This is a genomic window from Actinomycetota bacterium (assembly GCA_035540895.1).
In the GTDB taxonomy this organism is placed as follows: Bacteria; Actinomycetota; JAICYB01; order JAICYB01; family JAICYB01; genus DATLFR01.
On the sequence record DATLFR010000176.1, the window covers coordinates 1 to 21,126 of the forward strand.

The 21,126-nt window shown below is 71.0% G+C and carries 17 protein-coding genes and 1 tRNA gene; 7 read left to right on the top strand and 11 right to left on the bottom strand.

What is annotated here, in order from left to right; genetic code table 11:
- From VM840_10140 to VM840_10155, 4 genes are all read right to left on the bottom strand, one after another.
- The coding region (locus VM840_10140; protein HVL81938.1) for a protein kinase at positions 1-713 on the bottom strand (713 nt) is incomplete at its 3' end.
- An 88-nt stretch (positions 714-801) separates the two neighbouring features.
- Complete coding sequence (locus VM840_10145; GenBank protein ID HVL81939.1) at positions 802-1,995, bottom strand: ATP-binding protein; 1,194 nt, start codon at positions 1,993-1,995, stop codon at positions 802-804.
- 1 nt (position 1,996) lies between these two features.
- The gene (locus tag VM840_10150) at positions 1,997-4,285 is read right to left on the bottom strand and encodes a PAS domain S-box protein (GenBank protein HVL81940.1); all 2,289 of its coding nucleotides are present in this window, start codon (positions 4,283-4,285) and stop codon (positions 1,997-1,999) included.
- Positions 4,286-4,328: 43 nt separating this feature from the next.
- Entirely contained in the window at positions 4,329-5,087 is a 759-nt protein-coding gene (locus VM840_10155) for a response regulator transcription factor (GenBank protein HVL81941.1), read from the bottom strand.
- A gap of 403 nt (positions 5,088-5,490) precedes the next feature.
- On the opposite strand from VM840_10155, the gene VM840_10160 reads away from it, so the two are divergent.
- Together VM840_10160 and VM840_10165 are read left to right on the top strand one after the other, a co-directional pair.
- Positions 5,491-6,168, top strand: coding sequence for a response regulator transcription factor (locus tag VM840_10160; GenBank protein HVL81942.1), 678 nt, complete (start codon positions 5,491-5,493; stop codon positions 6,166-6,168).
- Positions 6,169-6,171: 3 nt separating this feature from the next.
- Positions 6,172-8,952: a PAS domain S-box protein gene (locus tag VM840_10165; GenBank protein ID HVL81943.1), complete on the top strand. Its 2,781-nt coding sequence runs from the start codon at positions 6,172-6,174 to the stop codon at positions 8,950-8,952.
- A gap of 45 nt (positions 8,953-8,997) precedes the next feature.
- Here VM840_10165 and VM840_10170 read toward each other — a convergent pair.
- Positions 8,998-9,073: transfer RNA gene (locus VM840_10170), tRNA-Gly, on the bottom strand.
- A gap of 145 nt (positions 9,074-9,218) precedes the next feature.
- Here VM840_10170 and VM840_10175 point away from each other — a divergent pair.
- Positions 9,219-9,458: a hypothetical protein gene (locus VM840_10175; GenBank protein ID HVL81944.1), complete on the top strand. Its 240-nt coding sequence runs from the start codon at positions 9,219-9,221 to the stop codon at positions 9,456-9,458.
- A gap of 62 nt (positions 9,459-9,520) precedes the next feature.
- Here VM840_10175 and VM840_10180 read toward each other — a convergent pair whose 3' ends face one another.
- The 5 genes from VM840_10180 to VM840_10200 form a co-directional block, all read right to left on the bottom strand.
- Positions 9,521-9,946, bottom strand: coding sequence for a ferritin-like domain-containing protein (locus VM840_10180; protein HVL81945.1), 426 nt, complete (start codon positions 9,944-9,946; stop codon positions 9,521-9,523).
- Between the two features lie 62 nt (positions 9,947-10,008).
- Positions 10,009-10,638, bottom strand: a complete 630-nt coding sequence (gene ribB, locus VM840_10185; GenBank protein HVL81946.1) for a 3,4-dihydroxy-2-butanone-4-phosphate synthase — start codon at positions 10,636-10,638, stop codon at positions 10,009-10,011.
- A complete protein-coding gene (locus VM840_10190) occupies positions 10,635-11,636 on the bottom strand; it encodes an ATP-binding protein (protein HVL81947.1) in 1,002 nt (333 codons plus the stop codon). Before VM840_10190 ends, ribB begins: the two co-directional genes overlap by 4 nt.
- A complete protein-coding gene (locus tag VM840_10195) occupies positions 11,633-12,307 on the bottom strand; it encodes a response regulator transcription factor (GenBank protein HVL81948.1) in 675 nt (224 codons plus the stop codon). The genes VM840_10190 and VM840_10195 overlap by 4 nt, the downstream gene beginning before the upstream one ends.
- 68 nt (positions 12,308-12,375) lie before the next feature.
- Entirely contained in the window at positions 12,376-13,350 is a 975-nt protein-coding gene (locus VM840_10200; GenBank protein ID HVL81949.1) for a sigma-70 family RNA polymerase sigma factor, read from the bottom strand.
- Between the two features lie 239 nt (positions 13,351-13,589).
- On the opposite strand from VM840_10200, the gene VM840_10205 reads away from it, so the two are divergent.
- Together VM840_10205 and VM840_10210 are read left to right on the top strand one after the other, a co-directional pair.
- Positions 13,590-13,778 carry a hypothetical protein gene (locus VM840_10205; protein ID HVL81950.1) on the top strand — a complete coding sequence of 63 codons (189 nt, stop codon included), beginning with the start codon at positions 13,590-13,592 and terminating at the stop codon, positions 13,776-13,778.
- A 16-nt stretch (positions 13,779-13,794) separates the two neighbouring features.
- Positions 13,795-14,763 (top strand): TIGR03557 family F420-dependent LLM class oxidoreductase, encoded by a 969-nt coding sequence (locus VM840_10210; GenBank protein ID HVL81951.1) that lies wholly within the window; start codon positions 13,795-13,797, stop codon positions 14,761-14,763.
- Here the strand turns inward: VM840_10210 and VM840_10215 are convergent.
- The gene (locus tag VM840_10215; protein ID HVL81952.1) at positions 14,732-16,534 is read right to left on the bottom strand and encodes a glycoside hydrolase family 15 protein; all 1,803 of its coding nucleotides are present in this window, start codon (positions 16,532-16,534) and stop codon (positions 14,732-14,734) included. The two genes, VM840_10210 and VM840_10215, sit on opposite strands and share 32 nt — an antisense overlap.
- Positions 16,535-16,842: 308 nt before the next feature.
- Between VM840_10215 and smc the strand changes: the two genes are divergently transcribed.
- Entirely contained in the window at positions 16,843-20,301 is a 3,459-nt protein-coding gene (gene smc / locus VM840_10220) for a chromosome segregation protein SMC (protein HVL81953.1), read from the top strand.
- Between the two features lie 30 nt (positions 20,302-20,331).
- Positions 20,332-21,126 (top strand): signal recognition particle receptor subunit alpha (locus VM840_10225; protein HVL81954.1); only part of this gene is annotated, 795 nt, incomplete at its 3' end.

A 21,126-nucleotide genomic window follows, 5' to 3' on the forward strand; every position in this document is an offset into this window, starting at 1 on the left:
TCCATGGGGGGAGCCGGGAAGCGCACGGCGGGCTCCCGGACCGCCACCGGCGCGGGAGGTTCGATCGGGACCGGCTGCTCCACGAGCACCGGGTCCATCTCGCCGGTCGCGTCACCCGGGTCCGGTCGCCACACGGGGGACGGCGCCCGGCCGCACATCATCTGGTAGGAGAGCCGCCCCAGCGCGAGGAGGTCCTCGGAGGCGGATGTCTGCTGGTGGGGATCGAGCACCGGGGCCAGCCCGAACCAGGCGAGGGTGACGCCCCCGTCAGCACGGATCCAGACGTGGTCGGCGTCCACGGTCCCGTGCACGATCCGATGGGCGTGCGCGTGGTCGAGGGCCGCGGTGACACCGCCGAGCACGTGGTGGACCGTGTCCGGGTCGAGCGCGCCGTACCGTTCGATCAGCTCGGACAGGCACGTACCTTCGACCCCGGACCCCACCACCACGAGGGAGCCGTCCACCCGGTCCCAGTCGCGCAGGACCCCGATGTTCGGGTGGCTCAGGCCGGACATCGCCCGCACCGCTCCCAGGAGCCGCTCCTGGAAGGAGAGGTCGCCCGCGAGCCGGTCCTCCAGGACCCTCACCTCGACCCGCTCCGCGCCGGGGCCGGCCCCGAGGAACCGCCGGGGGCCGACACGCTGGCCGAGCCGGTACCCGCCCGCTACGACGTCGCCCGGGCCGAACCTGAGGTTGTCCAGGGTCGTAGCCATCGCCCTGAGGATGGGGGAGATGTCAATGCCTGTCAACGGTTGTTACGAAGCGAGCCGGGACGTGACGCCGCCCGGGACCGGGAGCGCCCTAGGCGGCCGTCGTCGGTAGGACGACCCGGAACCTCGAGCCGCCGCCGGGGCGGTCCTCCACCCAGGCGTCGCCTCCGTGGAGGTTGGCGAAGCCCTTGACGAGGGTCAGCCCGTTCCCGCTGCCCGGCGACGCGTTGTCCCGCGTGCCCTCGAACGCCTCGAATATCCGGGACTTGTCCCCGTCGGCGATGCCGGGTCCGTCGTCCTCGACGGAGAGCAGGACCGTGCCGGCTCCCGGTTCGCACCTCACCCAGATCGTCGTCCCGGGCGGGGTGTGTCGGACCGCGTTCGCCACCAGGCTCTCCACGATCCTCTCCACCTGTCCGGGGTCGATGGCGGCCCGCAGCGGGCGTGCGCTCACCACGAGTCGGTGCTGCGTCGTGTCGATGGCCAACCCTCCGATCACCCTCTCCACGAGCTCGCTCATCTCGCTCTCGACCCGGAAGGGCTCGACCAGTCCTCGGCGGAGCCGATCCACGTCCAACAGGTTCGTGAGGACCGTCTCGAGACGCCTGGCTCCGGAGCACAGGCCCTCGGCGACGTCCTCCAGCTGCGCGGGGGACATCTGACCGACCCGGCGGACCAGGGTCTCGGCCAGGCCGACGACCAGGGTGAGCGGGGTCCTGATGTCGTGGGAGACCGCGACGAGCAGCGCGTCCTTCACCTGTTCGCTCTGCTGGAGGCGGCGGGCCTGGGCGCGCTCTCGCTCCGCTGCTTCCTGGAGGGCCCGGGTCCGGGCCTGGACCCGCCGCTCCAGGTCGTCGTTGCGCGCGCGGAGCCGGGAGTGGAGCCGGCGAGCCTCCAGGAGGTTCGTCATCCGGAGCAGCAGTTCGGTGTGGTCGACGGGTTTCGTGACGAAATCGTTCGCGCCCTCTCGGAGCGCCCGGTCGCGTGCCTTGTGGGAGACGTCCGCGGTGAGGACGATGATCGGCAGGAAGTCGCCGGGCGCGAGCGACCGGTGCAGGGTCTCCATCACGGCGAAGCCGTCCAGCACCGGCATCATCAGGTCCAGCAGCACCAGGTCGGGCCGCTCGATCTCGACCTGTCGCAGGGCCTCGCGCGGGTCGGTGGTGCCGACGACGTTGAGGTACCCCTCGACGCGCAGGAGCTCGAGGAGGACGCTGACGTTCGCCTCTTCGTCGTCGACGACCAGGATCCGGCTCTCCACCGTGGTCGGGGGCGCGGAGGACACGTCAGGCCGCTCCCAGGGTCTGTTCCAGCGCGTTCATGAATGCCTCGATGTCCAGGGGCTTCGTCAGGAACGCGTTCGCCCCAGCGTCGATCATGTGGTCGTGTAGCCCCGACGACGCGTCCGCCGTGATGACGATGACGGCGACGTCGGCGGTCTGGGGGTCCCCGCGGAGCCGCTCGAGCAGCGCCCTCCCGGACATGTCCGGGAGGTCCAGATCGAGCAGGATCAGATCGGGTTGGTGCCGCCGGGCGAGCTCGAGTCCGATCCGGCCCTGCATCGCGGGGAGCAGGCGGACATCCGGCCACGTCGCCAGCACCTCTTCCAGGAGCTGGAAGTTGGAGAGGTTGTCCTCGATGTAGAGGATGGTCGCCCCACTCGGACCCGCTCCCGGGAGGCCGCCCGCAGGCGCCGTGAAGGCGATCTTGACCGGCGGCTCCGCCTCCACGAGGTCTATAGAGAACGTCGACCCCTGGCCCTCGACGCTGTGCACCCGGATATCCGCCCCCATCGCCTGAGCGAGGCGCCTCGAGAGGGCCAGGCCCAGCCCGGTCCCCTCGATCCCCCTCGAGCCCGCCCCGAGCCTCTCGAACGGGACGAAGAGCCTCTGCGCATCCGCAGGAGCGATCCCGATGCCGGTGTCGGTGACGTCCACCCTCAACCGGCCTCTCTCGCGCTGAGCCGTGACGGTCACCGATCCGTCGGGCCGGTTGTACTTGACCGCGTTCGACAGGAGGTTGATCAGGATCTGCTTCAGGCGCTGCCTGTCCGCCTGGACGAACCCGTCCCGCGCGCCGCTCATGTCCGCGAGCAGTCGCACCTCGGACTGCTCGGCCATGGGCCGGACGAGCTCGATCGCCTCGTCGAGGACGTGCGCGAGCAGGACCGGCTCGATGGAGAGGGACTCCGCGTTCCCCGAGTCGAACCGGGAGACCTCGAGCACCTCGTTGATCAGGTTGAGGAGATGCCGCCCGGCCTTGATGATCGCCCCGGTCTGACGGAACTGGTTCTCGGTGAGTCCGTCGCGGTCGAGCAGCTGCGCGAAGCCGAGTATCGCGTTGAGCGGGGTCCTCAGCTCATGGCTCATACGGGACATGAACTCGCTCTTGGCCTCCGACGCGGCGACCGCGGCCCGGCGAGCCGACGCCTCCTGCGCCGCGCGGTGCCGTTCGCTCTCGTCGGAGACGACGACGAGGAGACCGGTCGCGTCTCCACCGGGTCCGGCGAGCGCGCTCGCCCTCACGTTCACCCACAGCGCGGTCCCGTTCGGTCGCACGAAGCGCCACTGGCGCGAGGTCAGCGGGATCCGGTCGAACACATCCAGGAGCGCTCGCCTGACCTCCTCCTGGAGCTCCCGCGGAGCGAACTCCACGAACGGGCGCCCGAGGATCTCCCCGGCTGGGCGCCCGAATATCTCGGCCAGCTTCGGGTTCACGAAGGTGGCCTGGAGCTCGTTGTCGATGGTGGCGATCCCGTCGTTGGCGCTCTCCACGATGAGACGGTGCCTCCGCTCGGACTCCACCAGCGCTTGCTCGACCTCTCGGGTGGCTGTCACGTCCTTCACGTTGGCGATGACCCCCGTGACGGCCTCCTCCTCCACGAGGGCCGTCATGGTCACCTCGAGGCTCATGACCTCCCCATGCGGTGACCGAGCGCGGCAGTCGAGGGTGGTCCTGCTTCCGGGGTCGGTCACGACCGCCTCCATGGCCGCGGCCATGTGCTCCAGGTCGTCGGGAACGACGAAGTCCAATCCGTGTGTCCCGAGGATCTCGTCCGGAGGGGTACCGAACATCGTCTCGACCGAGGGGGAGACGAAGGTGATCACTCCGTCGAGGTCGGACACGGCCAGGACGTCCGACGAGTTCTCGGCGAACAGTCGGAAGTGGCGATCGATGGTCCGCAGGGCGCGCTGGATGCGCACACGCTCGATGGCGTAGGTCAACGACCGCCTCAGCGCCTCCGGAGGGCACCTGTCCCTGAGCAGGTAGTCGTGGGCGCCGATCTCGATCGCGCGAAGGGCGCGCGTCTCATCCACGTCGCGCGCCACGACGATGACGGGAGCACCTCGTGCCCGCTCGAGCACCGAGGTGAGCGCCCCGAAGCCGTCTGACTCCGCCAGGCCGAGGTCCATCATCACCGCCGCCCAGACCTCACTGTCCAGCAGGTCGGCCGTCTCGCTCAGGCTCGCGCGCTGCACGCACTCGAACTCCGGCCCCAGAGCCAGCTGCATGCGCCCGGCATCCGCCGACCCGTGTCCCACCATCAGGACCCTGGGTCGTGCTTCCGCGGTCACGTCCCCTCCTCTGTCATGTTCCTCCCCCCTCGTGGTCATGAGATCAGGGTGTCCGGAAGGTTCGTCCGGCGGTAGATGCAGGAGACACCGATATCGACGTGACATCTGTCACGGGGGACTGCGGGGTGGCCCCGCGGCGCGCGTCCAACCGAGCCGGCCGCTGGAGCCGAGCGGCGAGCAGAGCGGCCTGCGTCCGCGACTGCAGCTCGAGTTTCCGAAGCATCGACGACACCAGGTTGCGGACGGTTCCCGCAGATAGGTGCAGACGTCCGGCGATCTCGCGGTCCGACAACCCGTCGGCCAGGCTGAAGAAGACGTCCTCCTCAGGCCGGGTCAGATCGGGCAGCCTGAGCGACCGCATCCAGACGACCTCCATGAGCCCGCCCTGAAGATCCGGCTCCAGGGTGAACCCGCCGTCGGGCGGCGTCTGAAGGGCGGCCAGCAACCCGTCGAGGCCGCCCCCCTTCGACAGGAACCCGGAAGCGCCCGCCTCTATGGCCGAGCAGATCGTGTGGCTGTCGGCATGTGCCGACAGGACGATGGTCCTCACCGCCGGGTGGGCCTCGGCGATGTGCCGGCAGAGGTCCAGACCGCTGCCGTCCGGGAGCCCGATGTCGACGAGAGCCACATCCACCTCGCAACGCTGCAGGGCTAGCCAGGCCTCGGACAGGGCACGCGCGGAGGCGACGACCTCCACCGAGTCGGTGTCGGAGAGCAGGCGCTGCAGGCCCTGAAGGACTATCTCGTGGTCCTCGACGAGGAGGAGTCGGACCGGGCTGGATCCCTGCTGGGCGATGGACACGTCAACCTCGTCTCTCGGGTCGATGGTGGGCTCTCGCGTGGGGGCCCGGTGGTGGTCCCCCATGCGTCTCGTCCACCGTGCCCGAGGGGCTCCTCGCCGACAACCGTCGCCCACATCAGGTCAGGGGATCGATGCGCATCAACCCATCTGATGCGCCTGCGGTGCCGGTCCTGACGTCGGACCTCCCCGGACCCTGGAGACCTGCTGGACGATCCGGTAATATCGGACGTGTGATCCAGGGGGGATGGATCCGGTTCGATCCTGGGGCGCCCAGCGGGTCATCGGGCTCGGGAGCGTCTGGACCCCTGCCGACCGAACCACGACGAAGAGCGGTGCTCCCGCGCCGCCGCCGCCACCTCGTCGTGAAGCTCCCCCCACCACGAGCGGGTCTCGAGAGAGCGGCATGAGCGCGATCCGCGTGATGGTCGTCGACGACCACGAGATGATCGCTCAGAGCCTGTCGAGGGTGCTCGGGGACGAGGCGGACATCCAGGTGGTCGGGACGGTGGGCTCGGTCTCAGAGGTCGCCCACGCCGCGGTCCGGCTGCAGCCGGACGTCGTGATCATGGACTACAAGCTCGCGGACGGGACCGGCATCGATGCGACGGAGAGATTGAGGTCGGTGCGTCCGGAGGCGAAGGTCGTCCTGCTCACGGGCTTCGCGGACGACGGCGTGCTCCTCGCGGCGATCGAGGCGGGCTGCTCCGGATTCATAACGAAGGACCAGCCCGCGACGGAGATAGTGAGCGCCATCCGCGCCGCTCAGGCCGGAGAGGCTCTGATATCGCCCGCGATGCTCTCCCGCCTGCTGCCCCGCATCAGGAAGGAACGGACCGGGTTCGACCCCGGGCTCACACCCAGGGAGCTCGAGGTCCTCCAGCTCCTCAGCCAGGGCCTCACCAGCCAGGCGATCGCCGAGCGCCTGGTCTTGAGCCCCCACACGGTCCGCAACCACATACAGAGCATCCTCCCGAAGCTGGGCGCCCACTCAAAGCTCGAGGCGGTGGCCATCGCGGTGCGTGAAGGCGTGATCACGATGGGGCCGGACCGGGCCGTTCACCGCGGAGAGGGCGGCGCCTGAGCCATGGCCGAGCCGCACGATCGCGCCCAGCTCGAGCTGGAGTGGCTGCGCCTGGTCCACGAGCAGCTCCCGGCGATGATGTGGTCCGTCGACAGGAACATGATCATCACCTCTTCGTTCGGGGCGGGTCTGAGAGCGCTCGGCCTGCGCCCCGATGAGCTGGTTGGCGTCCCTCTCGACGTCTACCTCGGCGGGGAGGAACACCCGGGCATGCGCGCTCACCGAGCCGCTTACGAGGGCGAGTCTCAGACGGTAGAGGTGGATCTCGGAGGGCGCCGGCTCTTCGGCCGGGTCGAGCCCCTCCGGGACTCCTGGGGGGAGATCCAGGGTTGTATAGGTCTCGCCCTGGACGTGACCGAGGTCCGCCAGGCCGAGCTCGGCCTGAGGCAGGCGGTCAGCCGGTACGAGCTGGCCATCCGAGCCTCCAACGACGCGATCTGGGACTGGAACGTGACCTCGGGGGTGATCGAGCGCAGCGACCAGATGAAACAGTTCGGATACGAGCCCGGGTCGGCTGAGCCCGGCCCGGCCTGGTGGTCGGGCCGGGTCCACCCGGCGGATCGGGCGCGCGTCGAGGGGTCCCTGCGTCATGCACTGGACGGTGGGTCGGAGACCTGGGAGGAGAGCTACCGGTTCCTGCGTGCCGATGGCTCCTACGCCGAGGTGGTCGACCGCGCCGCGATCCTCCGGGACGACGAGGGCAGGCCGATCCGGGTCGTCGGGTCGATGTCCGACATCAGCGACCGCATCCGGTTCGAGAACGAGCTCGCGGCACGAGCGCGCCAGCAGGAGGCGGTCGCCCGGCTCGGCCTCCGCGCGCTCCAAGGGGTCGATGCCGAGGACCTCATGCAGGAGGCGGTCGCGGAGGTCTCCGCCGCCCTGGGAGCCGAGTTCGTGAAGGTCCTCGAGCTGCTCCCCACCGGAGACGAGCTGGTCGTGAAGGCGGCCGTCGGGTGGGACATGGCGAAGGTAGGCGCCGCACGGGTCCCGCTGGACCCCTCGACGCAGTCTGGCCGGGCCGTGGCCCGCGAGGAGGTCGTGGTCACGGAGCGGTTCTCCGAGGGCGCGGTCGCCGGACCTCTCCTCGAGACGCCTCAGGAGGTGAGGAGCGGCATCAGCGTCTTCATCCCGAGCCGTGCGCTCCCGTACGGCGTCCTGGGCGCCTACACCGTCGACGAGCGGTCCTTCTCGTCCGACGACATCTCCTTCCTGCAGGCCGTGGCGAACGTGATCGGCGCACTGGTCGAGAGGGACCGGACCGCGCGGCTGCTCGTGGAGCGCGAGGGCCGGTTCGAGGCCCTCATGGCGCAGTCGTCCGACGCCGTCCTCGTGGCCGGTCCGGACGGGATGATCCGGTACGCCACGCCTCCCGTGGAGCGCATCCTGGGCCTCCACGCGGCTCGGATCGTCGGCACGCGCGTGGTGGACCTCGTCGAACCTGACGACCGCCCCCGTCTCCACCTCCTCAACTCGAGGGCCGTGATGGATCCCGGTCAATCCCAGTCCGACGTCTTCAGGATCCGGCACAGCGACGGGACGTGGCGGCACATCGAGTGGATGTCGATGAGCGCGATGCACATCCCCGAGGTGGGCGGCCTGATCCTGAACCTCAGGGACGTCACGAGGAGGCACCGCAGCGAGCAGGAGCGGCAGGCGCTGGAGCGGGAGCTCGACGAGGCGCGCCGGCTGGAGGGCCTGGGCCGCCTGGCCGGCGGCGTGGCCCACGACTTCAACAACATGCTCTCGGTGATCCTGAACTACGCGACCTTCGCGCAGAGGCACCTCGACGAAGGCCATCCGCTCCACGACGACATGTCGCAGATCCTGCTCGCCGCGAAGCGCGCGGCTGGGATGACCCGCGAGCTGATGACCTTCGCTCGACTCGAGACGGTGGCACCTGGCGTCGTCGACCTGCGCCAGGTCGTCGAGAACGCCCAGCCGATGCTCGATGACGCCGCGCGGGGGTGCTCGGTGCACTACGCGGTCGGGTCCGAGCCGGCTTGGATCACCGGGGATGCCATGCAGTTCGAGCGCCTGTTGGTGAACCTCGTCGCCAACGCGGGGGCGGCCACCGGCGAGGATGGCCAGATCGGCGTCCGGATCGAGTCGGTACCCGACGAATCCCGCGTTCGCCTCCTCGTCGAGGACGACGGGACCGGGATGCCGCCGGACGTCGCCGCACGCGCCCTGGACCCCTTCTTCACCACGAAGGAGGAGGGAACGGGCCTCGGGCTCGCCGTCGTCTACGGCATCGCGAGCCGCTCCGGAGGAACGGTCGATATCCGGTCCTCACCGGGTGTCGGCACGCGCGTGGAGGTGGAGCTGCCGACGACACCGGCTCCCGAGGGGGCCCCCGCGGGCGTTCACGGCCCCCCGTCACCCGGTCGGGGCGAGCGGGTCGTGATCATCGACGACGAACCTGCTGTCCTCGAGGCGGCGCGCAGGGTCCTGACGGACGGCGGGTACGTCGTCGAGGCCACGGACGACCCTTCTCGCGTCCACGAGCTCGTCTCGCGTGGATGGTGCGACCTGGTGATCGCGGACGTGGTGATGTCGAAGAGGACGGGTCCCGAGATAGCGAGCGACGCCAGACGGATGGACCCCTCCCTGCCGATCCTGTTGGTCTCCGGCTTCCCGCTCCGGGCCGAGGGCGACGAACTGGCGCCCTACACGCTCCTGACCAAGCCCTTCACGGACGTGGAGCTGCTGCGTGCCGTGCGGTGGGCGCTCGGCTCGGCATCCGCCGAAGCCGCAGGTGAGGGGTCCGCCGGCCCCCCGGCGTAGAGCGAGTGCACATGCGAAAGGGGGCTCCCGGCCGGGAGCCCCCTTTGGAGCGGACGATGGGATTCGAACCCACGACATCTACCTTGGCAAGGTAGTGCTCTACCAACTGAGCTACGTCCGCGGTGGCCTCCATTCTGCCGCGTCCGCCGGACTCGCGCCAGTGTGACGGACCCCCCCAACGGGAGCCGCCGCGTCCCCCCGTTGTAGAGGGTGAACGTAGAGGAGGGCGGGCTCGCCGGGAGCAGTTCGAACGGTCGGAGGCCTGGATGCGAGTGACGTTCGCGGGGAACCTATCCCTGCAACTGGAAGACGAGTGGCTGTATGACGGGCGCGCGGTGCCCGTGGTTCTGAAGGCGGAGGTCGATGACGACGAGATCGTCTTCGAGGACGGACGGGCGCGGCTGTGCCTGGACGTCCCGATCGACCTGAAGATCTCGGAGCGTGAGTGGTCGAGGGCGGTGGGCGAGGTTCTGGCCCGCTACTTCAGGAGACTGAAGACCGCCTGAGGACCGCCAGGACGTGAGGGAGCCCCGGGTGGACCACCCGGGGCTCCTCGCTGTTGCCGGTCTCAGTGGTCGATGCCGCGCAGGAGCCGCTCCATGAGCTCGGCGTGCTCCGTCTCGTCCGCCACGATGTCCTCGAGGCGGACGGCGAGGCCGACGTCGCCGAACTCCTTCGCCTGGTCGGCGCGCTCGGTGTAACCGGCGATGGCCTCCCGCTCGAGCTTGAGGTTGTACTCGAGCATCGAGCGCACGTCCCTCTTCGGCTCCCAGGCCGCCGGCTCGATGCGGGGCTCCCCGCCAAGCGCGACGATCTTGTCGGCGAGGAACTTCGCGTGTCCCAGCTCGTCGGCGATCTCGGGCTCGATGATCTGCCGGAGGTCGTGTCCCTTTATCCCGCTGGCGACCGCGTACTGGTAGAGGTAGACGCAGACGGCCTGCAGCTCGTGGCCGAGGTCGTCGTTGAGCAGGGCGATGAGCTTGTCCTTGTCCATGCTGATACCTCCCGTCCTCTGTGGAGGACCCTTACCCGGAGGCTGGGGCGGCCGAACCGGCTCTAGCGGGCGGCGAGCGCGGTCGGTCCCCCCCTCGACGCCCGATGGGCCATCAGCTCGTCCACGGCCACCATCGCCAGCCCGTGGCGGGCGGCGAACTCCCTGAGACGGGGGAGGCGAGCGACCTCGCCGTCCTCGTCGAGGACCTCGCAGATCGCGGCCGCGGGTGGGAGGCCGGCCAGGCGGGCGAGATCCACGGACGCCTCCGTGTGGCCGGGCCGCTCGAGCACGCCCCCCGGGCGGGCCCTGAGGGGGAAGACGTGGCCCGGACGCCGGAAATCCTGGGGTCGGGCGCCCGGGTCGAGCACCCGCCGGATGGTCAGGGCGCGCTCGGGAGCCGAGATGCCGGTCGTGACCGAGACGTGGTCGATCGAGACCGTGAACGCGGCCTGGTCCATCGGCATCGCCGGAACCATCGGAGCGATATTCAGCTCGTCGAGCAGGCGGCCGTCGCACGGCATGCAGACGAGTCCGCGTGCGTGGGTGGCCATGAAGTTGATGTGGCCGGCGGTCACATGGGCGGCGGCCACCATCACGTCGCCCTCGTTCTCCCGGTCCTCGGCGTCGACGATCAGGACCATCTCCCCGCGCGCGACCCGTGCCGCGGCCTCGTCGATACCCACGAAGCTCATCGCGGTCGCTCCGGTAGCTCCACCACCATGCGGCACCCCTTCGGTCGCCGGTTGTCGGCGTGTATCCGCCCACCGTGCAGGTCGACTATCCACCGGGCGATCGACAGCCCCAGGCCGCTGCCTCCGTCGCTGGCGGCGCGCGCGGCGTCGGCCCGGTAGAAGCGCTCGAACACCCTCTCCATGTCGTCCGGCGCGATCCCCGGACCCTGGTCGTTCACCTCGATGCGCACGTGACCGTTCTCCCGGACGGCGGCCACGTCCACGCGGCCCCCGGGCGGCGAGTGGCGGACGGCGTTCTCGAGCAGGTTGGCCACCACCTGGTGGACGCGCTCCGGGTCCCCGTACGCCTCGAGCGCGGGCGGCCGGACGTCCACCGCCACCTCGACGGGCTCGGACCCCAGCCGCACCTCGTCGGCGGCCTGCTGCAGGAGGGGACCGACCCCGAACCGGACGGGCTGGAGCGGGACCGCGCCCGACTCGAGCCTGGACAGGTCCAGCAGCTGGGAGACGAGCCGTCCGAGGCGCTGGACCTGGGCGAGCATCGTGCGGAAGGTGTCCGGATCGGGCTCGGACACCCCGTCCAGCAGGTTCTCGAGCACCGCCTGGAGCGCGGAGATGGGGGTCCGGAGCTCGTGGCTCACGTTGGCCACCAGGTCTCGGCGGACCCTGTCCACCTCTCCGAGCTCCGCCGCCATCTGGTTGAACGCCCGAGCCAGCTCTCCCACCTCGTCCCGGGAGGACGCGGTGACCCGCCGCCCGTAGTCGCCTCGGGCCATCGCCCTGGCCGCCACCGCCATCTCCCCGAGCGGCGACGTCATCCCGCGGGCGAGCACCTGGACCATCACCAGCGCCAGCACCCCCGCCAGGGCGACGGTCAGGTAGGGCCAGAGGCGCAGCTTCACGCCCACCGCGATCACGAAGGTGGACATCCCGACCGCCGCGACGATGATCGCGCCGAGCTTCAGCTTGATCGAGGGGAGCCGGTCGAGCGGCCTCACCGCTCCTCCTCGAGGGCGTATCCGACCCCGTGCACCGTGCGGACCAGACCGTCGCCTATCTTGCGGCGAAGCGACCTGACGTGGGAGTCGACGGTGCGGGCACCGGAAGCGTCGCGGTACCCCCACACCTCGCGCAGGAGGCGCTCCCGGGTGAACACCTCGCCCGGACGGCTGGCCAGCTTGGCCAGCAGGTCGAACTCGGTGGGGGTGAGGTGGACCTCGTCGTCTCCCACCCTCACCCGCCGCGAGGCCGTATCGATGCTGAGCGGGCCGAGCTCGAGGGAGGCCTGGGGGTCCGGGACTCGTTCGGACCGTCTAAGGAGCGCATGGACCCTGGCCACGAGCTCCCGCGGGGAGAACGGCTTCGTCATGTAATCGTCGGCACCGACCCGCAGGCCGACCACGAGGTCGTCCTCCGAGCCCTTCGCGGTGAGCATCAGGACGGGCGTCGGTCGCTTCGACTGGATACGACGGCACACCTCGAGGCCGTCCATCCCGGGGAGCATCAGGTCGAGGACGACGAGGTCGGGCTCCAGACGGTCGCAGAGGTCCACGCCCGCCGGACCCGTCCCGGCCACGTCCACCCGGAACCCCTCGGAGCGCAGCCTGGCGGCCACGGCGTTGGCGATGGGGGCCTCGTCCTCGACGACGACGATCGTGGGCGACCGCATGGGGCAAGCGTATGCCGAGCCCCGTGCAGAAGTCCCCGTCGCCGTGTGGAGGTTGTGTGCAGGGAGCGCTAGCTGGCGCGCTCGCTGAGCCCGTCGAGCTCGCGCGTCGCGGCCAGCAGCTTCAGCGCCTTCGACTCGATCTTGCGGACGCTCTCCCGGCTGATGCCGAACCGCTTGCCGATCTCGTCCAGGGTCGTAGGCTCGCCCCCGTCGATCCCGTACCGCAGGCGGATCACCTCCTGCTCCCGGGCCGGAAGCTGGGCGAGGGCCTTCCGGAGGCTCGCGGTCTCGAGCGCGATATGGACCTCCTCGGTGGTGTCATCCCCCTCGACGGACAGCATGTCCCCGAACGACTGCTCGCTGTCCGGCTTCACCGGGCGGTCGAGGCTCGTGACGACGCGGGAGGCCGCGCGCACCTGCTCGAGGTCGGCCAGGCTGAGACCCGCCTCCGCCGCGATCTCCTCGTCGGTGGGCTCCCGGTCGAACTTCACCGCGAGCTCCCGCTCGGCGCGGGCGAGCTTCGCCTCCCGCTCCATGAGGTGAGACGGGATCCGGATCGTCCGGGACTGGTTCTGGACGGCGCGGCCGATCGCCTGGCGGATCCACCAGGTGGCGTAGGTGGAGAACTTGAACCCCTTGCGCCACTCGAACTTCTCGACGGCGCGGATGAGCCCCAGGATCCCCTCCTGGATCAGGTCCAGCAGCGGCATCCCCGAGTGCTGGTACCGCTTGGCGATGGAGACGACGAGGCGCAGGTTCGAGTTGACCATGCGGTGCTTGGCCTCCTCGTCGCCCTCCTCGATCCGCTTGGCGAGTTCGACCTCCTCCTCCGCGGTGAGCAGGGGGAACCGACCGATCTCGTTCAGGAACATCCTGATCGTGTCGGTGGTGTAGTCGGACAGCTCACCGTTGCGGTAGCGGTCGGTCGTCACGCGGTCGTTGCCGCAGTCGTCGCGCAGTTGGATCCCTTTCCTCTCGAGCTCTTCGTAGACGGTCTGGACGTCGTCGGGGCCGAGGTCGCTCTCCGCGATCGCTGCCGACACCTCGGACAGCTCCACACACGGTTTCCCGGTGCTCGTGACCCGGCCGATCAGTGCCTCGATGGCCTCTCCTTTGGAAACGTCGGCACCCCGACCGTTTGTTCCCAAGTCCTCGATCTCCTCGTCTCCCGGGCCGCGCTCGACCCTCGTGACGTCCCTTCCCCCCGGTCGGGGAGGGCCCAAACGTGGATCGGTGGGTTCGCGTTTGTGTCGGGCGCGCGCGGGGGTATCGGAAGAGCGAGATGCCTGAGGTGATCGATCGGGAGACGGTCCGGGCCCTCATGCAGCACGGGGCCCAGGTGGTCGAGGTGCTCGACCGGCACCAACCCGATGGGGTCCACCTCCGGAGCGCAGCGGGAGCCCCCCCTCGCCAGCTCCGGCCGGAGCCGGACGACCGTGGCGTGGTCGTCTACTGCTTCGATCACGAGTGAGCTCCCAGCCCGTCGGATGACGGCGTTCGGGTACCACCTGTCCGCTGAGGAGCACCCTCCGGACGTCTTGGTCCGCAACGCCGTGCGGGCCGAGGAGGCGGGGTTCGACTTCGTCACCGTGTCCGACCACTTCCACCCGTGGGTGCCGTGGCAGGGCGAGAGCCCCTTCGTCTGGTCGGTGGTGGGCGCGCTCGCGCACGCGACGGAGCGCGTGTCGGTCGTGACCGCCGTCACCTGTCCGACGATGCGCATCCACCCGGCGATCGTGGCCCAGGCGGCCGCGACCAGCGCCTGCATGCTCCCCGGTCGGTTCGTCCTGGGGCTCGGCTCGGGTGAGAACCTCAACGAGCACGTCCTCGGGCTGCGCTGGCCCTCGCCGCCAGAGCGGCTCGAGATGCTCGAGGAGGCCATCGAGGTCATCCGGTCCCTGTGGGAGGGCGGGACGAAGAGCCACCGGGGGCGCCACTACACCGTGGAGAACGCCCGCATCTACACCCTCCCCGAGCGGTCGCCTCCCATAGCCGTTGCCGCCGCCGGCAAGGTCTCCGCCCGCCTGGCCGGCCGCCTCGGAGACGCCCTCGTGGGCGTCTCCTCGTCGTCGGCGACCGTGGACGTCTTCCGGGAGGCGGGCGGGGCCGGGAAACCCGCGTACGGGAAGCTCGACGTATGCGTGGCCCCCACGGCCGAGGAAGCCGTCCGGACGGCCCACCGCTGGTGGCCGAACTCCCGCTTCCCCGGGCAGACCGCCGTGGACGTCGCGCTCCCCGAGCACTTCGCGGGCCTGGCCGAGATGGTCACCCCGGACATGGTCACGGAGGCGGTGGTGTGCGGTCCGGACCCGGACCGCATCGCCGACCGGGTGCGCGAGTACCGGGACGGCGGGTACGACCACGTCGTCCTGCACCAGGTCGGTCCGGACCAGGACGCCTTCTTCCGCGCCTGGGAGGACGGCCTCAGGTCGGCTGTGTCGCGCGCTGCAGGTTGATGGCCGCCCCGATCAGCCCGACGTGGCTGAACGCCTGGGGGAAGTTGCCGAGCAGCTCGCCCGTCTCGGACACCTCCTCCGAGAGCAGCCCTACGTCGTTCGCGTACCCGCATAGCCGCTCGAACAGCTCGCGGGCCTCATCGACCCGCCCGAGCATCGCCAGGTTGTCGACGAGCCAGAACGAGCAGATCACGAACGACCCCTCCTCGCCTTCCAACCCGTCGTCCGTGCGGTAGCGGTGCACGAGCCCGTCCTGGGTCAGGCGGGCGATCACGTCCTCCACCGTCGCTTCCACCCGCGGGTCGTCCGGCGGTACGTACTTCACGAGGGGAGCGAGCAGGTTCGCGGCGTCCTGCTCGTCGCTCTCGTAGTCGCGGCGGAAGGCGCCCGAGCCGGGGATGGTCGCGTTCTCGTCGATCGAGGTCCGGATCCGCTCGCTCAGCTCCGACCAACGGTCGATGGGCGCGTCCAGCCCGAGGTCCCGGGCGAGCTTGATCGCCCGGTCCACCGCCACCCAGCAGAAGATCTTGGAGCTCGTGAAGTGCCGCTGCCTGTCCCGCGGCTCCCAGATGCCCTCGTCGGGGGTGTCCCAGACCTCGTCCACGACCTCCACGGCCTCGACGATGAACTCCCAGAAGGGCTCGTCGATCCGTCCGCCGTTGCGGTGGTACAGCCACGCGGTGTCGAGGAGCTCTCCGTAGATGTCGTGCTGGACCTGGTCGGCCGCCGCGTTGCCCATCCTCACGGGAGCCGAGCGCCGGTACCCCTCCAGCCAGTCCAGCTCGACCTCGTGCAGGAACCTCTCGCCGCCCACCCCGTACAGGGGCTGGAGGTCGTCGGCGCGCCCGGCGGACGTCCGCTCCAGCCAGGCCATGAACTGCTCGGCCTCGTCGGTGTAGCCGAGCGTGAACAGGGCGTAGAGGTTGAGGGCGGCGTCGCGCAGCCACGAGAAACGGTAGTCCCAGTTGCGGACCCCTCCGATCTCCTCCGGGAGCGAGGTGGTCGCCGCCGCGACGATGGCGCCGGTCCTGGCGTCGGTGAGGCCCTTCAGCACGAGCGCGCTGCGCAGCACCTCCTCGCGATAGGGCCCCTCGTACGTGCACCGCTGCGACCAGTCCGTCCAGTACCGGATCGTCGACCTGAGCGCATCCCCTGCCTCGTCCCGGCCCGGGTAGTGGGCTCCCGCGACGTGGGGGTCGTCGGCGGTCAGGACGAGGTAGGCGTCCTCCCCCTCCGCGAGCGTCGCGGTGGCCCGGCACCCGTTCAGGGCCTGGCGGTCCAGCGGGAGGTCCGAGGTGAGCGTCAGCCCGTCCGCACCCCCGTACACGAGCGCCCGGTGAGGGTCGTGCAGGACGAGCCGGGGGGTGGTCAGCCCGTAGTCGAAGCGGGGGGCGAACTCGATCGTCACCTCTACCGGGCCCCCCTCCGCGCGGAGGTGGCGCAGGAGCTGGTGGTGGCGCCTCACGCTGTCGATAGGCTCCCCGCCCGCCCCGATGGCCAGGCAGTCGGTCAGGACGAGCCGGCCCTCGCCGGTGTCGAAGGTGGTCTCGAGCACGTTCGTCCCGGGCAGGTACCGCCGGGTGGAGGAGTGATCCCCCGCTGGGGACACGCGGAAGTGCCCGCCCTTCTCCCAGTCGAGCAGGCGCGCGAAGACGGGACGGGAGTCGAAGCGGTGGAAGCAGCACCAGTCGACGGACCCGGCCCGGGAGACGAGCGCCGCGCCGTGACAGTCGCTCAGCATCGCGTAGTCGGAGATCGGCGGGTACGGCATGCCCCCCTTTACCCGCGATGGGCCTCTCAAACCTGTGGGAGCCCGGTGGCGACCATGAAGCGCCACCCGTCCCCCTCCTACCGGCTTCGTGGCACACGGTTGGCGCCCCACGGGTCCCATGCGGCCACCAGATGCCACTCGCGTCCGACGAGAGCGGTCTCCCCCGCGCCGATGGCAGGTCATGGGCCGGGGGCCGAACCCGGCCCCCGGGACCACTATCGCCGGTCATCCCGGGACGACCGGAGCCCCGTATGCCCAGGTCAGGGAGTTCTGCGCGTCCGTCGGCCGCCCCGGCTAGGCTGGCTCCCGTGCATCTCCGATCGGTGACCCTGCGCGGGTTCAAGTCGTTCGCCGACCGCACCGTCCTCGAGCTCGATCGGGGGCTCGTGGCCGTCGTCGGTCCGAACGGCGCCGGCAAGTCCAACCTGATCGACGCGCTGATCTGGTCGCTCGGCACCCTGTCCGCCCGCGCCCTGCGAGCGGACAAGATGGAGGACGTCATCTTCCTCGGCACCTCCCACCGTCCGCAGCTCGGGATGGCGCAGGTGCTGCTCGCCTTCGACAACTCGTCCGGCGCGTTCCCCGTCGACGTCGCGGAGGTCCAGGTCGGACGCACCCTGTACCGCGACGGGGCGAGCGAGTACTCCCTCAACGGCGCGACATGCCGGCTCCTGGACGTCCAGGAGCTGCTCTCGGAGGCCGGGATCGGACGCGAGCTCCACGCCGTCGTCGCCCAGGGACAGGTGGACGACATCGTGCAGGCCTCACCCGAGCAGCTGCGGTCGTTCGTGGAGGAGGCGGCCGGGATCTCGAAGCATCGGCGCCGCGCCGAGCGGGCGATGCGGAAGATCGAGCAGGTCGAGGCCGATATCGAGCGCGCGAACGACCTGCACAACGAGCTGAAGCGCCAGATCCGCCCCCTGAAGGCCCAGGCCGAGCAGGCCCTGCGGCACCACGAGGTGACCACCCGGCTGCGCGAGCTGCAGATCCGCCTCCTCGTCGGCGAGCTGGTGACGATCGAGCGGGAGCGGGAGAAGGCGATGTCCGGACGGGAGGAGGCCGAGCGCGAGCTCGCGGCCGTCCGGGCCCGCCTCGAGGAAGCCCGGTCCCGGCGCGCGGACGCCGGCGCGCGCCTGGAGGCCTCCCGCGCGGAGGCGGCCGGCATGCGCCGCGGGCTCGACGCCCTGCGGGCCGCGCAGGCTGGGGCCCTCAGGGGGGTCCTGATCCTGCGCGAGAGGCTGAACGCCACCCCCGACGTGCGCCGCCGGGAGGCGGTGGCCGCCAAGAAGGAGGCCCTGGACGCCGAGGAGATCTCGGTCCGAGCGTCCCTGGAGGCGGCCTCGGACCGTATCGCCGAGCGGGAGTCGCGCGTCGCCGACCTGCGCGACCAGAGGCTGGCCGCGGCCGAGGAAGCCGACGCGCTGACCCAGCAGGCGAACGCCATCCGCGACGAGCTCGCCGCGGCCGAGGCGGAGGCGCGCTCGGCCGAGCAGACCTCGATCACCGCGCGGGCCGAGTCGCGCTCGGCGGCGGAGCGGTTCGACCGGGCGACGGACCGGATAGGCAGGCTGCGTCAGCAGGCCGACAACGTCCGCAGCGACATCGAACAGCTGGACGCCGAGTCCGGACGCGCCTCCCTGCACGTGGAGCGCCTCGAGTCCGAGCGCCGGGACGTGGCCGCGGCCATCGAGGAGGCGGACACGAAGCTGCGCTCCCTCGAGTCGCAGGGGGCGGTCCTGGCCGGACGGATGGAGTCTCTGCGCGTCGCCCGCGACCTCACCCTGACCCGCCGCAAGGCGGCCGAGGCGTTCCAGGCCGAGCAAGGGGTGGAGCTCGGCGTGAGGGGGGTGCTCGGAGAGGCGATAAAGGTGGCCTCGGGGCTCGAGGCCGCGGTCGAGGCCGTGTTGGGGGGCGCGCTCGACGCGCTCGTGGTCGGGGGCGCCCACCTCGCCGGAGCGGTCGAGAGGGCCGAGGAGAAGGGACGCGACGTGCTGCTGCTCCCGACGGTCGGGAGCGAGGGTTCGGGTGGGGGGTCCGTGCCCGGCGCCCGGGCGCTGGCTGCGGTCGTGGAGGCTCCCGGTTGGCTGCGGGGGACGGTCGACGCGCTTCTCGCTGGGGCCTGGCTGGTGGACGACTGGTCGGACGCCGTCCGCCTCGCGTCGTCGCACCCCGACGCGACGTTCGTGACCGCGTCCGGACGGATGCTGCGCCCCCGCGGCGTCTCCCGGCCCGCGCGGGCGACGGAGGAGCAGGGCGCCCTCGGGCTGACCGCGGCGCTCGAGCGGACGGAGGAGTCGATCAAGCGGGTGGACGCCGAGCGCTCGCGCTGGTCGACGAACCGGGACCGCAAGATGAAGGACCTCCAGCGCCTCGAGGGCGAGCTCGGGACGGCGCGGGCCACCCTGGCCGAGCTGGAGGGACGGATCGCAGCGGCGGCGGACCGCCTCCGCGAGCTCGCGGGGGAGGAGCACGCAGCCGGGTTGGAGCGCGACCTCGCGGCCCGGGACCGCGACGAGCGGATGCGTCGGGCGGAGGAGGCATCCTCGAAGCGGGAGGACCTCACCGTGCGCGCGGCGGTCCTGCGCGAGCAGGAGACCCAGACCGCGGACCGGGCGCGCGCCGCCTCCCAGCGACTGGTCGAGCTCGAGGAGCAGATGCGGCTCGCGTCCGAGGGCATGACCGATCTGCTGACGACGCGGGCGGAGCTGTCCGAACGGCTGCGGGGCGTCGAGCGGCAGCGGGCCGAGCTGCGGGCGGAGGAGTCCGTCGATACCGGTCCCCCCACCGACCCGGGCGACCTGGGGGCGGCCGAGCAGAACCTGCGCTCCACCGAGCTGCTGGTGGAGAAGGTGCAGGCCCGGGTGAGGGAGCTGCTCTCGGCCGAGGAGGAGGTCGAGGCCGAGCTGCGCACCGTGGGAGCCGAGATCGCCCAGCTCGAGGTGCAGGCGACCGCCCTCGAGCCGCGCGCGCTGAGGGTCACGGAGGTCATCGCCCGCTGCGACGTGAGGGCCGAGGAGATCGGCTCCCGGCTCGCGCGCGAGTTCGACCTCCCCCCGACGACGGCGAAGGCCGAGTTCCCGCTCGACGGGGACCCCGACGCCATGGGAGCCGAGGCTTCGCGGTTGGAGGCCGAGGTGCGTCGGATGGGACCGGTGAACCCGCTCGCGGCCACCGAGGTGGTGGAGCTCGAGGAGCGGAGGGCCTTCCTGGAGGCGCAGATCGAGGACCTGCGTTCGTCCAAGCGAGACCTGATGAAGCTCGTCCGGGCGGCCGAGGGGAGGATGAGGGAGCTGCTGGCCTCCGCCGTAGAGGACGCCGACGTCCGGTTCCGCGAGGTGGCCGCGCTGCTGTTCCCAGAGGGGGACGGCCGGCTGCGGCTGATGCCCGGCGACGGCGACGACCCGCTGACCGGGGGCATCGAGATCGAGGTCCGCCTCGGCCGGAAGGGCCACCGCAGGCTCGCGTTCCTGTCCGGAGGCGAGAAGGCGCTGGCCGGGCTCGGGTTCCTGTTCGCGCTACACCTGGCGCGTCCGACCCCGTTCCTGGTGCTCGACGAGGTGGACGCGCCCCTCGACGACGCCAACCTCGGCCGGTTCCTGCGGCTGCTCGACTCCCTGCGCACCCAGACCCAGGTGATCGTCGTCACCCACCAGAAGCGGACGATGGAGCGAGCGGACACGCTCGTCGGCGTCACGCTCAACCCGGACGGGACCTCCCGCGTGGTCACGCAGGCCCTGCACGAGCACGTGGGGGCCGACGCGCGATAGTCCGATGCGGGACGGGTAGAGTCTTCCCGCATGCCTGAGACCCTCGCCGGATCCCTGCTCGCGACGCTCGTGATCGCCGCGCTCGGCGGCGTCTCCGCCTACGTGCTGCGCCGATGGGGGGACGAGCCCGCGCCCGATCCACTGCTCTCGTGGCTCGAAGGGGTCATGGGGGACGTCCGGCCCGCGCTCATGTCGGGGCCCGACGACGAGGCAGCCGGTCGCCGCCGGCGCTGGTTCAGGCGTCGGGACGCCGGGATCGAGAGCGACGAGCAGAGCGAGGAGGACGGCGGCACCTCGCCGACCGAGGCCGCGTCGGGGACGGGGGCCATCCCGTACGCGGGGGCGATATCGCCCGAGACCCAGACCCAGTCGATGCCCGCCCCGCCCGGCGGTGTGGAGCCGGAGACGGCTCGCTACGCCGAGAGGTACGCGCGCGAGCAGCGCGAGCAGGGGTCCGAACGCCGGGAAGCCGAGGAGCGCAAGCCCGCTCGGCGCAGGAGCACGCGGCCCCCGGGGCTCGACCACGTACCGTTCGAGCCGGGCGACCGGGAGGCCGCCGAGGAGGCGGAGCGCACGTTCCGGGACCGTTTCCGCCTCGGTCTGAAGAAGACCCGCGACTACCTCAACCGAGACGTGCGCGAGGTGTTCGGGACGGGCCCCGTCCAGGAGTCCTTCGACGACCTCGAGGAGGCACTCGTCCGGGCGGACGTCGGCGTGATGGCGGCCACGCAGCTCAGCGACGAGCTGCGCGAGCGCGGTCGGGACCTGCACTCCGACAACCTCATGCCGACCTTGAAGGAGCACATGCGCGCGCTGTTGAGTGAC